The organism is Sphingomonas jeddahensis (assembly GCF_001981525.1).
GTDB lineage: Bacteria > Pseudomonadota > Alphaproteobacteria > Sphingomonadales > Sphingomonadaceae > Sphingomonas > Sphingomonas jeddahensis.
Window position 1 is genome coordinate 163,882 of sequence record NZ_MPSB01000002.1, and the last position, 12,832, is coordinate 176,713.

The window sequence follows — 12,832 nt, forward strand, 5'->3', positions numbered from 1 at the left end:
ATCGCGCTTTGCGCGGCCATCGCTACCCTTTCGCCCGGCAATGCTCAGGGGCCCACCTCGCACATAGCTGCCGAAATGGCCGTGCGCGTGTCCGATCCACGTCCCGGGGCGGGCACACGAATCGGCATCACCATGACACCGCAATCCGGTTGGCACGCCTATTGGCAGAACCCTGGCGACAGCGGGCTTCCGCCAGAGGTGACATGGACCCTGCCGGAGGGCGTGACGATCAGTGCGCTCGAACATCCCGCACCGAGCCTGCTGACGCTGGGCGGCCTGGCGAGCTATGTTCACGAAGGGCGCTTCACGCTCCTCGCGCATCTGCGTGTCGATTCCTCGGTGCCGAGCGGAACGCCATTGCCTGTCCGCGGGGCGCTGACATGGCTCGCATGTTCCGACAGCCTGTGCGTGCCCGAGCGGGCAAACCTCGCGATCGACCTCGTCGCAGGCGACGCGAGCTCGATCGGCAAGAACGCCGACCTGCTTCGCCGCGGCGAAGCGGTGCTTCCGCGCCCGGCAAAAGGACAGATGCGCGTCACGCGCGAGCAGGACCGGTGGGAGTTTCGGATCGATCCGGAGGCCGGAATCGATCGCGGCAAGGTCCGGCTCTATCCCGCTACCGAGGGTTGGTTCAGCGCCGACGCCCGGCAGCGGGTCGGCGTCTCCGGCGACCAGCTTCTTATTTCGGTTGCCGCAAGCGGAAGCGCGCCGGCCGGCACATTCAAGGGGGTTCTGAGCGATGGACGGCGAGCCGTCGTGGTGCAGGCCCGGACCGGCATCGATGCAGGCACCGCCAAGGCACCACTCCCGCAGGTCAAGTCCGTCGGGGAGACTATTGCCGCCACTGCTCCGACCGCTCCGGCGCAGACGACGGCCGAAGCCGTATCCGACGTCCGACAAGACGAAGCTCCTTCCGTCGCCCTGGCGCTGATCGGCGCGCTGATCGGCGGGCTGCTGCTCAACCTCATGCCCTGCGTCTTTCCGATCCTCTCCCTGAAGGCGCTCAGTCTTGCGCGGTCCGGCGCAGATCAGCGCGCCGCGCGGATCGAAGGCATCGCCTATGTCGGAGGCAGCGTCCTCGCGACAACCGCGCTGGGCGCGGTGCTGCTCGGCGCGCGCGCCATGGGCCATGAGATCGGCTGGTCATTCCAGTTGCAGGATCCTCGGATCATCCTTGCCTTGGCGATTCTTGCGCTCGGTATCGCCCTGAACCTGGCCGGCCTATTCGAAGTCCACGGTCCGTCGATGAGCGGCGGCTGGCTATCACGCCGCGACTGGGTCGGCGCCTTTGGCACCGGCTTGCTCGCGGCAGTCATCGCAACGCCGTGCAGCGGGCCCTTCATGGGCGTTGCGCTGGGCGCGGCACTGCTGCTCCCGGCGCCAGCGGCACTCGCAATCTTCGCGGGGCTCGGACTTGGCATGGCGCTCCCGTTCCTGCTGATCGCCTTCGTTCCTCGCCTGCAGCGATTGCTGCCCAAGCCGGGTTCCTGGATGGCCGATCTCCGCCGCATCCTGGCAATCCCCATGCTGCTCACCGCGCTCGGCCTGGCATGGGTTCTCGGCCGGCAGGTCGGTGTGACCGGCATGGTGCTGGGTCTGGCGCTCGCCACGCTTGCGGCGATCGGCCTGTGGTGGGTCGGTATCCGCCAGCATCGCGGCAAGCGGGTTGCGATCGCACTCGTTCCGGTCGGGGCCGCCTTCTTCGCGACCGCAGTCATCGAGCTGCCTGCGGCGAGCGCTGCGGCCGCGTCGACGGAGTTGGCGACCGAGACGTTCTCGGAGAAGCGCTATGCGGAACTGCGCGCCGCCGGCACGCCGGTCTTCGTCGACATGACAGCCGACTGGTGCCTGATCTGCCAGGTCAACCAGCGCGTCGCGATCGATCGCCCCGCGACCCAGCAAGCCTTCCGCGCGGCGGGCGTCGTCACGCTGATCGGCGACTGGACGCGCGGCGATCCGGCGATCACGCGCTTCCTGGCGAGCAAGGGGCGCAACTCCATCCCTTATTATCTCTACACGGATGCGAGCGGGCGGACGGAGGAGTTGCCGCAGGTGCTGACGTCCGATCTGCTCGTGAAGCTCGTCTCCGCCGAGCCGTGAGAGGCTGCGGGCTAGGCTGGGAGCTGGGCTACGACCGACCAGCTCCGTCCGCGGCCCGGCGGAACAGCGCGAAGCCCGCGATCATCCCGCTACAGAAAACGAGGGCGGGGCCTGGGTGCACCGCCAGGGCGGCGACGGCCGGGCCCGGGCACAAACCCACCAGACCCCACCCGATCCCGAACAGCGCCGCCCCCCCGATCAGCCGAAGATCGATCGGTCTGGTCGGGGGCAGGTGGAAATGGGATTCGACGAGCGGGCGGGAGCGGCGACCCACGAACATCCAGGCCAACGCCATGGGGAACAATGCGCCCCCCATGACAAAGGCAAGCGTCGGATCCCACGCGCCGCCGACGTCCAGAAACGCCCGCACGCGTGCTGGATCGATCATCCCGGAAACCGCAAGCCCAGTGCCGAACAGGATTCCCGAAACGGCCGAAACGATCGTCGGCGCTTTCACGCTGCCCATCCGGTCATCCGCAGGATGGTCGCGGTCGCGATGCCCGTCGCCATGAAGGTCGCCGTGGCGACCAGCGAGCGCGGGGAAAGTCGTGCCATGCCGACCACGCCGTGCCCGCTCGTGCAGCCCGAGCCCAGTCTCGTGCCGAAGCCGACGACGAGACCGGCCAATACCAGCAACGGCAACGATGTCGGGAAATGCGACTCTACCCCGATTACGACTGCAACGAGCGCCGCACCGGCGGGCAGGCCGAGCATGAAGGCAAGCGCCCCTTGCCGGGGTGCACCTTCGCGAGACAACCCGAGCGCCCGGGCGTACAAACCACTACACCCAGCCACCCGACCGTTAGCGATCAGCATCAATGCCGCGGCGAGACCAATGATGAGGCCTCCAGCTAAGCCGGTGAGAGCAGCTCCGACGTCAAGTTCCATGTTGGCCAACTCCTTGACCCTGCTTCACGCAGTCTGCGCGCCAACGAATATCATGATTTAGGTAACTATGTATGTTTCGTGCGTCAACGGAACGGATCATAGTAGCGCGACCGCAGCCGTCTTGGCATCTCTCCGCTGCAACCAAGCGGGCCGCGCGCCTGTCGCCCGGGAGTCGGTCGACCGGAGGGGACGGGCTCTTGTAGTCACTCAGGCGGGATGGAGAGTGGGTTGAATGCCAAGAATATTGCTTCTGGCGGCTTCATTGATCGTGTGCATTTCTGAAGCGAGCGCCACAGCTGCCGATGATCGCCACCCGGTCGTCCAGAACTTCGGTGCAATCACCAAAGTGCCAGACGCGAAGGAGCGGCCCGATCCGTCGCTTCGCTACCGGGTGCTCTTTGACATCAGCAAGGGGGCTCCGGCCACAGGCGGGGTCAATCCAGGCTTGGAGAAGGTCGCCCGGTTCCTCAATCTGCTCGGCGGCGACGGGGTTCGTCCTCGGCCCGGCGATGTCGTTGTCGTGATCCATGGCCCCGCGACTTCGCTCGTGCTCAGCGATGCCGCCTACGCGCAACGCAACAAGGGCGGGCACAATCCCAATCTGCCTCTGATCGCGGCGCTGCGGTCCGCCGGGGTGTCGATGCGCGTCTGCAGTCAGGCGCTTCTCGGGAACCGCATTGCCAGCGCCGAGCTCGCCGACGGCATCGAGGTAGACGTCTCCGCCATGACCACGCTTGCAACCCTGCAGCTGCGCGGATGGGCGCTCATTCCGGATTGATTCTCAAGGCGTCCGCCAACGCGAGTCTGCCGCGTCAAGGATGCGCCTTGCGGAAGTTCAGGGCCGAAGCGACGTTCAGGAACTCGGCGGGGTCCTCGAGGTCGGCGAGGATCGGACAATCGGGACGCTCGTCGCCGGCGCAGCAGTCGATCAGCGTCTCCAGCGTGCCCGCCATCTGTTCCAGGCTCGCGATCCGCTCGCGCAGGTTGGCGATGTGCGCCTTTGCGATGCGCTTCACGTCCGCGCTCTGGCGGGAACGGTCGCGCCAGAGGTCCAGCAGGTCATTGATCTCCGCAACGGCAAAGCCCAGGTCCCGCGCACGGCGGATGAACCGAAGGACGTGCACATCCGCGGGCGAATAATCGCGATACCCGGAGTCCCGTCGTTCGGCCTTCGGGATCAGGCCGATCTGCTCGTAATGACGGATCATCTTGGCGGAGACGCCCGAGTCCTTCGCCGCTTGCCCGATGTTCATCCTGGCTTCCCTTGCTACGCGCGTTCCGCTGCTGCCAACCCACCGGCCCGACGCAGGCGCAGCGCGTTGCCCAGCACGAACACGCTCGACAGTGCCATCGCACCCGCCGCGAGGACAGGTGACAGCAGCACGCCCGATATCGGCCACAACACGCCCGCCGCCACCGGGATCAACGCGACATTGTAGGCGAACGCCCAGAACAGGTTCTGGCGGATGTTGCCGATCGTCGCCCGCGAGAGCGCGATCGCCGTCGACACGCCGTTCAGTTGCCCCGACATGAGGACGATGTCGGCTGCCTCGATGGCGATGTCGGTCCCGGTGCCGACCGCGATGCCCACGTCCGCCTCCGCCAGCGCCGGCGCGTCGTTGATGCCGTCGCCGACGAAGGCGACCCGCCCGTGTTCGGCCTTGAGGCGGCGGATGGCATCCACCTTGCCTTGCGGCAGCACCTCGGCGACGACCGCGTCGATGCCGAGCGGGTCCGCGATTGCCTCAGCAGTGCGGCGATTGTCCCCCGTGATCATCGCGACCTTGAGGCCGAGGGCATGAAGTGCGGCGATGGCAGCCGGCGTGCTCTGCTTGACCGGGTCGGCGACGGCGATCACTGCCGCCAGTCTGCCGCCAATCGCCGCATAGAGCGGCGATTTGCCTTCGGCACCCAGCCGCGCGGCCTCTTTGGCGAACACGCCGGGGTCCAGGCCGATGTCACGCATGTAGCGGTCGGCGCCGACCTGGACGCGCTCCCCCTCTACCTCTGCCTCCACACCCAGCCCAGTGGCCGAGGAGAAGGCGGTGGCGGTCGGCAGGACGACACCCTCCTCACGCGCCGCCGCCACGATGGCGCGGGCGATCGGGTGCTCGGACTTGTCCTCAACGGCGGCGATCCGGCCGAGCACATGGCCGCGCTCGAAGCCGGGCGTCAGCACCAGATCGGTCAGCGTGGGCCGGCCTTCCGTCAGCGTACCCGTCTTGTCGAGCGCAACGACCTGCGCATCCTTCAGCAACTGGAGCGCTTCGCCCTTGCGGAACAGGATGCCCAGCTCCGCGCCGCGGCCGGTGCCGACCATGATTGCCGTCGGCGTCGCCAGCCCCATGGCGCAGGGACATGCGATGATCAGGACGGAGACAGCATTCACCAGCGCGTAGGTCAACGCGGGCGACGGTCCAAAGGCGAGCCAGGCGGCGAAGGTCAGCGCTGCGGCAGCCATGACGGCGGGAACGAACCACAGGGTCACCCGATCGACCAGCGCCTGAATCGGCAGCTTGGCGCCTTGGGCCTGTTCGACCATGCGGATGATCTGCGACAGCATCGTAGCCTCACCCACCGCCGTCGCGCGGAAGGCAAGCGCGCCCGTCTGGTTGACGGTGCCACCAACCAGTGCTGCGCCGGTGCGCTTTGCGACCGGAATCGGCTCGCCGGTGATCATCGACTCGTCCACGAAGCTTTCGCCCTCGACCACGGCCCCGTCGACCGGGATGCGCTCGCCGGGCCGGACCTCGACCAGATCGCCCGCAACCACGTCCGCGATAGGCATGTCGACGGGCACCCCGTCGCGGAGCACGCGCGCGGTCCTGGGTTGAAGACCGACAAGCCGCTTGATCGCTTCGGAGGTTCGGCCCTTGGCACGCGCCTCCAGATAGCGGCCGAGCAGGACCAGGACGACGATCACGGCCGACGCCTCGTAATAGACGTTGACCGTGCCCGCGGGCAGACGATCGGCAGCGAAGGTCGCGACCAGCGAATAGGCGAAGGCGGCGAGCGTGCCCACCGCCACCAGCGAATTCATGTCGGGCGCAAGCCGCAGGAGCGCAGGAATTCCCTTTCTGTAGAAGCGGAAGCCCGGACCCAGCAGGACGAGCGCGGTCAGCGCGAACTGGATGTACCAGCTCGTCTGCACCCCGATGGTGCGGGCGACGAGCATGTGGACGCCCGGGATCAGGTGCGCGCCCATTTCGAGCAGAAAGACCGGCAGCGCCAATGCCGCCGCGACGATCAGGTCGCGCCTGAGGCCGCGGCGCTCCTCTTCCTTGCGGCCGGCTGCTTCCTCGTCCGAGGCGCCCGTCGCCCCAAGCGCACGTGCGGAATAGCCCGCGCGTCCGATCGCGGCGATGAGCGCAGCCCTGTCGGCTGCGCCCCGCACCGTTGCCCGCTCGGTCGCCAGATTGACGCTCGCTTGCTCCACGCCCGGCACCATCGCCAGTGCGCGTTCGACACGCCCGACGCAGGAGGCGCAGGTCATCCCCTCGATGCCGAGCTCGACTGTGCTGGTGGGCACGTGGTAGCCGGCTGACTGGATTGCGGCGACGAGCGCGCCCCGATCAGCGCGTTCATCCCCCTCGATCGCCGCGCGCTCGGTCGCCAGGTTGACGTTGGCTGCACGGACGCCGGGCACTTTCCTCAGCGCGCGTTCGACCCGCCCGACGCACGAGGCGCAGGTCATGCCCTCGATCGGCAGGTCGATGGTCCGAACGCCGGGATCAGCGACGTCATTCTTGGCGGCTAACATCATGATTTGCTGGCACTCGATGTTCTTGACCCCGCCCATGTGGGGCTTCCCATCGTTGGAAGGTCAAGGGGCGGGATGAGCAAGTGCCGCGTTCGACCGCTGCCTTGAAGCGCACGGCTAGGTCAGTTGGCGCACGATGCTCTTTTTGAGAAACCAGCCTTGACCTTCCAACGATGGGAAGCCCCATCTGGGGTCCATCAACCCGATGGGAAAGGAAGATCGCAATGCAATTCCATGTTCCGGACATGAGCTGCGGCTCGTGCGTGCGCCACATCAACGAGGCGATCGCGACGACCGATCCGGCGGCGAAGATCGAGGCCGACACGGTGTCCCGAAAGATCACCGTGACGACCGCCGCAAGCCAGGAAGAAATCTGCCGGGTTCTCGCGGAAGACGGCTATCCGGCTACGGCTCTCTAGGAACGAGGAGACGAAGCGTGAGAAAAACCGCCAGCTTTCTAATCAGCGCCGCCGTGTTCTTCGCGTCGGCGCCATCGGCCGCCGTGGCGGCGGAGCCACAGGAGAAGGATAGGGGAATGTCGGAGCATCAACATTCGAGCCACGGCGCCGCCGGTGCGTCAGATGATCCCGCCGTCCGCGAGTTCCAGGAAATCAACAGCCGCATGCATCGCGATATGGCGGTTGAGTTCACCGGAAATGCCGACATCGACTTCATGCGGGGGATGATCCCGCATCACGAAGGCGCGGTGGAGATGGCAAGGGTCGCCCTGAAGTACGGCAAGGATCCCGAAGTCCGCCGCCTCGCTGCCGAGGTCATCGCGGCTCAGGAACGCGAGATCGCGCAGATGAAAGCATGGCTGACCAGGCACGCCAAGTGAACACCTGCGCATAGCCGTAGCTAGACCGATGCAAGCGGCGGGGCGGCTGTTCGGCGCTGCCGAAAGGCGATCAGGACGATCACCGCCGCCAGTACCAGCGGGAACGCGGACGCGCAGACCACTTCCCAGCCGAACCGCACGAGCACGCCGCCCGACAGGAACGAGCCGACCGCGACCGCACCGAACACGATGAAGTCATTCGCGGATTGAACGCGCGCGCGTTCCTCGGGACGGTGTGTCTCCAGGACCATGGCCGAAGCGCCCGCGAAGCCGAAGTTCCACCCGACTCCCAGCACGATCATCGTGGCGAGGAAGTGGGCGCTCGTCATGCCCACCAGTCCGATCGCTGCCGCGATCGCGATGATGATGAGACCAGCGGCCGTCACGATGGTCGCGCCGAAGCGGGTGATGAGCCGTCCGACGATGAAGCTCGGAGCATACATGGCGACGACATGCCATTGCACCGCCGTGTTGGCGTGATGCTGCGCCAGGCCATGCATGCGCATGGCGAGCGGCGCCGATGTCATCAGGAAGTTCATCAGCAGGTACGTCACCAATCCGGAGATCACGGCCGTCAGGAAGAGAGGCTGGCGCGCGATCTCCCGGAACGGTCGCCCGGAGGTCGCCGGGCCGGCGATCGGCCGGTCCAGTGTCACGCGGGAGAGAAGCAGGCCTGCCAAGAGGGCCACGACCGAACTCGCAAGATAGGTGCCGAGAAAGTCGCGTCCCGGAATCCAGTCCATCGTGAGGCTGACGAGCTGCCCGCCGACGATCCCGGCGAGAACGCCCCCCGCCAAGACCGTGGAGAGCGCCCGCGCCTTCGCCACGGGCGGAACGCATTCTGCTGCCGCGAAGCGAAACGTCAGCACGACCGCCGCATAGGCTCCCGCCAGGATCGTCGAGAGGCAAAAGGTCAGAAAGGACTGGATCGACAACGCAAGCGCCGCGAACAGGCCTGACAGAACCCCCAGGATGTTGCCGATCAGGAACACACGGGAGCGCCCATAGCGGGTCGCGATCATGCCGGCAGGCAATGTGCTGGCTGCCATTCCCACGACGAACAGCGAGATCGGCAAGGTCGCAAGCGCCGCCTCCGGCGCGAGATCCCGGCCGACCACGGCACCCGTGGCGAAGACGACGGTCGCATGCGAGCCCGCGAGCGCCTGCGCGGCCGACAGCTGCCATACGGTTGCGCGACCTGAACCAAAGATGCTCATGTGAAACTCCGATCGCGGGCGAGGCGGCACTCGTCAGGTCGCTGCATGATTGCCACCACTCTGCGTCGCTCCTTCCAGATTGGGCATGTCGAAGGCGTCGGCGATCAGTTCCACCGAACGCCCGATGGCAGTGGGCGAATGACCGAGGTTCAGCAACATCAGTTCGTCCGCCTGGACGCGCTCATGCAGAGCGTTCAGCCTCGCGGCAACATGCTCGCCCGTGCCGCTGATGATCTTTGCGTTCCACATCTCGATGATCTGGCGTTCCGAGGCGGTGTAGGGATAGGCAGCCGCCTCCTCCGGTCCCGGCACCACGAACGACTTGCGCTGCGACATGCGCATCATCGCGTGGGAATAGGCCCAGGCCTGGCGCTTGGCTTCCTGCACATCCTCCGCCGCAAAAACACCGAAGCTGGCGATGACATAGGGCCGGTCGAGTACGGCCGAGGGCCTGAAGTTCTGCCGATAGAGCGACAGGGCCGGCATCAGGTTTTCGTCGGCAAGGTGTGCTGCGAAGGCGAACGGGAAGCCGAGATGTGCCGCGAGCTGCGCCGAATAGCCCGAGGAGCCGAGCAGCCAGACCGGCGGCCGCTCGAACGAGCGCGGCACCCCGTTCTCCCGATCCTGCCGAGGACCGGGAACGGCGTAGACGCTTCTCCCTGCCGGGTGATCTGAGGGGAAGTCGTCGTCGAGGTAGGCGATCAGCTCCAGCACCTGATTGGGAAAGTCCTCCGCGTCCAGGACGCCGCGGCGCAGCGCGGCGGCGGTGGCACCGTCCGTTCCCGGTGCGCGGCCGACTCCCAGATCGATCCGCCCCGGTGCAAGCGAGGCGAGCAGGCCGAACTGCTCCGCGACCACCAGGGGCGGGAAATTCGGCAGCATCATGCCGCCCGACCCGAGGCGTATCTGCCTGGTTTCGCCAATCAGTCGCGCCAGCAAAAGCGCCGGGGAAGAGGTGGTCACCCCCGGCATCGAATGGTGCTCGGCGATCCAGTAACGCGTGAAGCCGCGCCGATCCGCCAGGCGAGCAAGCTCGATGCTCCCGGCAAGGCCCTCGCGCGCCGTATAGCCCTTGCCCGCCATCGCGAAGTCGAGAAGGGACAAGGGCACCGGCGCGGACCCTTGCCGTGTTCCGAAGATCGAAGACATCATCATCGTTCCTGAGGTTCTGCACGCGTCCGAGGCAGGCGCGGAAAAGGCAGGGAGGCGAGCCTCCCTGCCGCGTCTCGTTTCAGCGTCCGAAGATCAGCGCGCGGTGTATTCGTCGGTCCCGACGACTTGCGCATAGGCGAAGGCAAGGGCCGACATGTTGGCGGCATGAACCTCGGCCGCCGGCACCGTCACGCCGCCGAACTCGACGTCGCGCGTGGCGCAAGCGTCGTGCACCACGACCGTCTTGTACCCGTAGTCCGACGCAGCGCGGCCCGTTGCGGCAATGCACATGTGGCTCATCGCACCGACGATCACCACTTCTTCGATGCCCTGTTCCTCGAGGTGCTGCTTCAGACCGGTGTCCTTGAAGGAATTCGGATAGTTCTTGAGGATGACCGTCTCCTCGCCCACCGGCTGTACGACCGGATGGATCTCCGAGCCCTCGGTGCCGGGATTGAAGAAGGGCATGGCAGGATCGGTGAACTCATGGCGCACGTGGATCACCTCGTCTCCCGACGCGCGTGCCGCCTCGACGACCTTGGCGGCGTTGGCCGCCGCTGCGTCGATGCCGACCAGCGGGAACTTGCCGGAAGGCCAATAATCATTCTGCAGGTCGACGACGACGATTGCTCGCTTGCTCATGGGCATTTCCTTCTGAAGCAGGTTGGTTCGATGACACTGGAATAGACCCGCAGAAGTCCGATATGGATTGGCGAGAACGACAAAATACGAGGCAATACCGACATGATGGTCGAGCAGGTGCCTGAGATCGGCATCGTCATCTATCCAGGCGCGCAGATGGCAGCCGTGCTGGGACTCACGGATGTCTTCGCCGTTGCAGAGGCGTTTGCAAGACCCAAGCGCGAGCCGAGCGACACGCCGCTGCTGCGCGTAAGTCATTGGAAAAGAACGGACCAAGGACCGACTCCGGTGCGGGTGTATGACACGCATCCTGCAGGCCAATGGCAGCCGAATGTGCTGATCCTTCCGCCCGCACTGGGTGCTCCGATCGCGGGAGAAGTGGCGGCGCTCTACTCGGATTGGCTGAGGCAGGGGCATGGCGCCGGAACGACGCTGGCGTCAGTCTGCTCGGGCGTGCTGGTGCTCGGTGAGGCGGGCGTGCTGACCGGCCGCACCGTCACCACCCACTGGGCGTACGGCGACATGCTCCAGAGCCGGTTCCCGGACGTGGGCGGAGTTGAGACGGATCAGCTCATCATCGACGATGGGGACATCATAACCGTCGGCGGCGCTATGGCCTGGACCGACCTTGGCCTGAAGCTGGTGGATCGCTTCCTGGGTCCCACGGTCATGCTGGAAACCGCACGCCACCTGCTCGTCGACCCGCCCGGGCGCGAACAGCGCTACTACAGCACCTTCTCCCCCAAGCTCACCCACGGTGATGCCGCAGTGCTAAAGGTGCAGCACTGGCTGCAGGCGACGCAGGCGCAGGATGTGAGCCTTGCCACACTGGCCGCGCAGGCCGGACTGGAAGAACGCACGTTCCTGCGGCGGTTTCAAAAGGCGACGGGACTCACTTCGACGGATTACTGCCAGCGGCTTCGCGTCGCCAAGGCGCAAGAGCGGCTCCAGTTCACGACCGATCCGGTGAACAGGATCGCATGGGACGTGGGCTATGCCGATCCAAGCGCATTCCGGAAGGTGTTCCTGCGGATCGTGGGCCTTTCGCCCAACCAGTTCCGTCAGCGCTTCAAGGCCGGGGCAGGCCCGGCGGTACAATCCGCCAGTTCCTAGCTCTTCAGCCAGAAACGGATCACGCCTGCGACCAGACCAAGCGTCGTGACGCTCGCCACCCAGAGCGCGGCCATCCAGAGCAGGCGCCGCCAGAATGGGACCTCATCCGGCGTCATCAATGGTACCCGTGCGTTCCGACCTTGCCGCGGAACACCCAGTACGACCAGCCGGTGTATGCGAGGATCATCGGCATGATGACGACCGTGCCGACCAGCATGAACAACTGGCTCCTCTCCGGGGCTGCCGCATCCCAGATCGTGATGCTGTCCGGCACGATATACGGGAAGAGACTGATGCCCAGTCCCGCGAAACCAAGGGCGAAGATTGCGAGGGAGAGGAGGAAGGGCGCGACCGTCGCACCGCCTTGTAGCCGGCGGAAGAAGAGAAAGGCGATGATGATGGTCAGCAGCGGCACCTGTGCCGTGGCCAAGACGCCAGGCATGTCGAACCAGCGCTTCCAATACTCGTGATGGAGGAACGGCGTCGCCGCGCTGACCGCCGCGATCGCGGCCAAGGTGCATATTCCGGCGTACAGGGAGAGCCGGCGGGCATGTACCTCGGCCGTGCCTTCGACCTTCCAGACGAGCCAGGTGGAGCCGAGCAGAGCATGCCGGCGACCACGCCTGCGCCCGTCAGCATCGTGAACGGGGATAGCCAGTCTACCCAGCCTCCTGCGTACGCCTGATTTTCTACGCGCACGCCCTGCAGGACCGCGCCAAGGATTACGCCCTGGCAGAAGGCGGCGACCAGCGAGCCCAGGCTGAACGCCAAGTCCCAGAGTGGCCGATGCCGGGGGGCGCGCCAGCGAAACTCAAACGCGACACCGCGGAAGATGAGGCCCAGAAGCATGGCGATGATCGGCGGATAGGTGGCGGGCAGGATCACGCTGTAGGCGAGCGGGAACGCCGCAAGCAGTCCGCCGCCACCCAGCACCAGCCAGGTCTCGTTCCCGTCCCAGACCGGCGCGATCGAGTTCATCGCTTGATCGCGCTCCTCGCCGACCTGGAAGGTCGGAAAGAGGATGCCGATGCCGAGGTCGAACCCGTCCATCACGACGTACATGAACACGGCAAACGCGATGATGAACGCCCACACCGTGGTGAGATCGATGTTGATCGCCAT

At 66.1% G+C, this 12,832-nt stretch carries 13 protein-coding genes and 1 pseudogene; 5 read left to right on the forward strand and 9 right to left on the reverse strand.

The annotated features are described in order from the left end of the window. Positions 1-75: 75 nt before the first annotated feature. On the forward strand, positions 76-2,100 hold the full coding sequence (locus SPHI_RS02780; protein WP_233130627.1) for a protein-disulfide reductase DsbD family protein: 2,025 nt from the start codon (positions 76-78) through the stop codon (positions 2,098-2,100). A gap of 28 nt (positions 2,101-2,128) precedes the next feature. Here SPHI_RS02780 and SPHI_RS02785 read toward each other — a convergent pair whose 3' ends face one another. Further along, a complete protein-coding gene (locus SPHI_RS02785) occupies positions 2,129-2,566 on the reverse strand; it encodes a DUF6691 family protein (protein WP_076743371.1) in 438 nt (145 codons plus the stop codon). Then, complete coding sequence (locus SPHI_RS02790) at positions 2,554-2,988, reverse strand: YeeE/YedE family protein (protein WP_076743372.1); 435 nt, start codon at positions 2,986-2,988, stop codon at positions 2,554-2,556. The genes SPHI_RS02785 and SPHI_RS02790 overlap by 13 nt, the downstream gene beginning before the upstream one ends. A 232-nt stretch (positions 2,989-3,220) precedes the next feature. Between SPHI_RS02790 and SPHI_RS02795 the strand changes: the two genes are divergently transcribed. Then, positions 3,221-3,766, forward strand: a complete 546-nt coding sequence (locus SPHI_RS02795) for a DsrE family protein (RefSeq protein ID WP_076743373.1) — start codon at positions 3,221-3,223, stop codon at positions 3,764-3,766. 34 nt (positions 3,767-3,800) lie between these two features. Here the strand turns inward: SPHI_RS02795 and cueR are convergent, their stop codons facing one another. Continuing rightward, positions 3,801-4,241 carry a Cu(I)-responsive transcriptional regulator gene (gene cueR / locus SPHI_RS02800; protein WP_076743374.1) on the reverse strand — a complete coding sequence of 147 codons (441 nt, stop codon included), beginning with the start codon at positions 4,239-4,241 and terminating at the stop codon, positions 3,801-3,803. Between the two features lie 14 nt (positions 4,242-4,255). Next, positions 4,256-6,748: a heavy metal translocating P-type ATPase gene (locus tag SPHI_RS02805; protein ID WP_076743588.1), complete on the reverse strand. Its 2,493-nt coding sequence runs from the start codon at positions 6,746-6,748 to the stop codon at positions 4,256-4,258. 224 nt (positions 6,749-6,972) lie between these two features. Here SPHI_RS02805 and SPHI_RS02810 point away from each other — a divergent pair, with 224 nt between their 5' ends. Both SPHI_RS02810 and copM read left to right on the forward strand, forming a co-directional pair. Next, complete coding sequence (locus SPHI_RS02810) at positions 6,973-7,167, forward strand: heavy-metal-associated domain-containing protein (RefSeq protein ID WP_076743375.1); 195 nt, start codon at positions 6,973-6,975, stop codon at positions 7,165-7,167. Between the two features lie 116 nt (positions 7,168-7,283). Continuing rightward, positions 7,284-7,586 (forward strand): CopM family metallochaperone, encoded by a 303-nt coding sequence (copM, locus tag SPHI_RS02815; protein ID WP_076743376.1) that lies wholly within the window; start codon positions 7,284-7,286, stop codon positions 7,584-7,586. A gap of 20 nt (positions 7,587-7,606) precedes the next feature. Here the strand turns inward: copM and SPHI_RS02820 are convergent, their stop codons facing one another. From SPHI_RS02820 to SPHI_RS02830, 3 genes are all read right to left on the reverse strand, one after another. After that, positions 7,607-8,833, reverse strand: a complete 1,227-nt coding sequence (locus SPHI_RS02820; protein ID WP_198927804.1) for an MFS transporter — start codon at positions 8,831-8,833, stop codon at positions 7,607-7,609. A gap of 3 nt (positions 8,834-8,836) precedes the next feature. Continuing rightward, positions 8,837-9,958, reverse strand: coding sequence for an LLM class flavin-dependent oxidoreductase (locus tag SPHI_RS02825; RefSeq protein WP_076743378.1), 1,122 nt, complete (start codon positions 9,956-9,958; stop codon positions 8,837-8,839). A 90-nt stretch (positions 9,959-10,048) separates the two neighbouring features. Continuing rightward, complete coding sequence (locus SPHI_RS02830; RefSeq protein WP_076743379.1) at positions 10,049-10,597, reverse strand: cysteine hydrolase family protein; 549 nt, start codon at positions 10,595-10,597, stop codon at positions 10,049-10,051. A 102-nt stretch (positions 10,598-10,699) separates the two neighbouring features. On the opposite strand from SPHI_RS02830, the gene SPHI_RS02835 reads away from it, so the two are divergent. Next, a complete protein-coding gene (locus SPHI_RS02835) occupies positions 10,700-11,710 on the forward strand; it encodes a GlxA family transcriptional regulator (protein WP_076743380.1) in 1,011 nt (336 codons plus the stop codon). On the opposite strand, the gene SPHI_RS02840 is transcribed toward SPHI_RS02835, so the two are convergent. After that, the gene (locus SPHI_RS02840) at positions 11,707-11,826 is read right to left on the reverse strand and encodes a DUF2474 family protein (protein WP_076743381.1); all 120 of its coding nucleotides are present in this window, start codon (positions 11,824-11,826) and stop codon (positions 11,707-11,709) included. The two genes, SPHI_RS02835 and SPHI_RS02840, sit on opposite strands and share 4 nt — an antisense overlap. Then, positions 11,826-12,832 (reverse strand): annotated as a pseudogene (gene cydB / locus SPHI_RS02845) (cytochrome d ubiquinol oxidase subunit II). Before cydB ends, SPHI_RS02840 begins: the two are co-directional and overlap by 1 nt.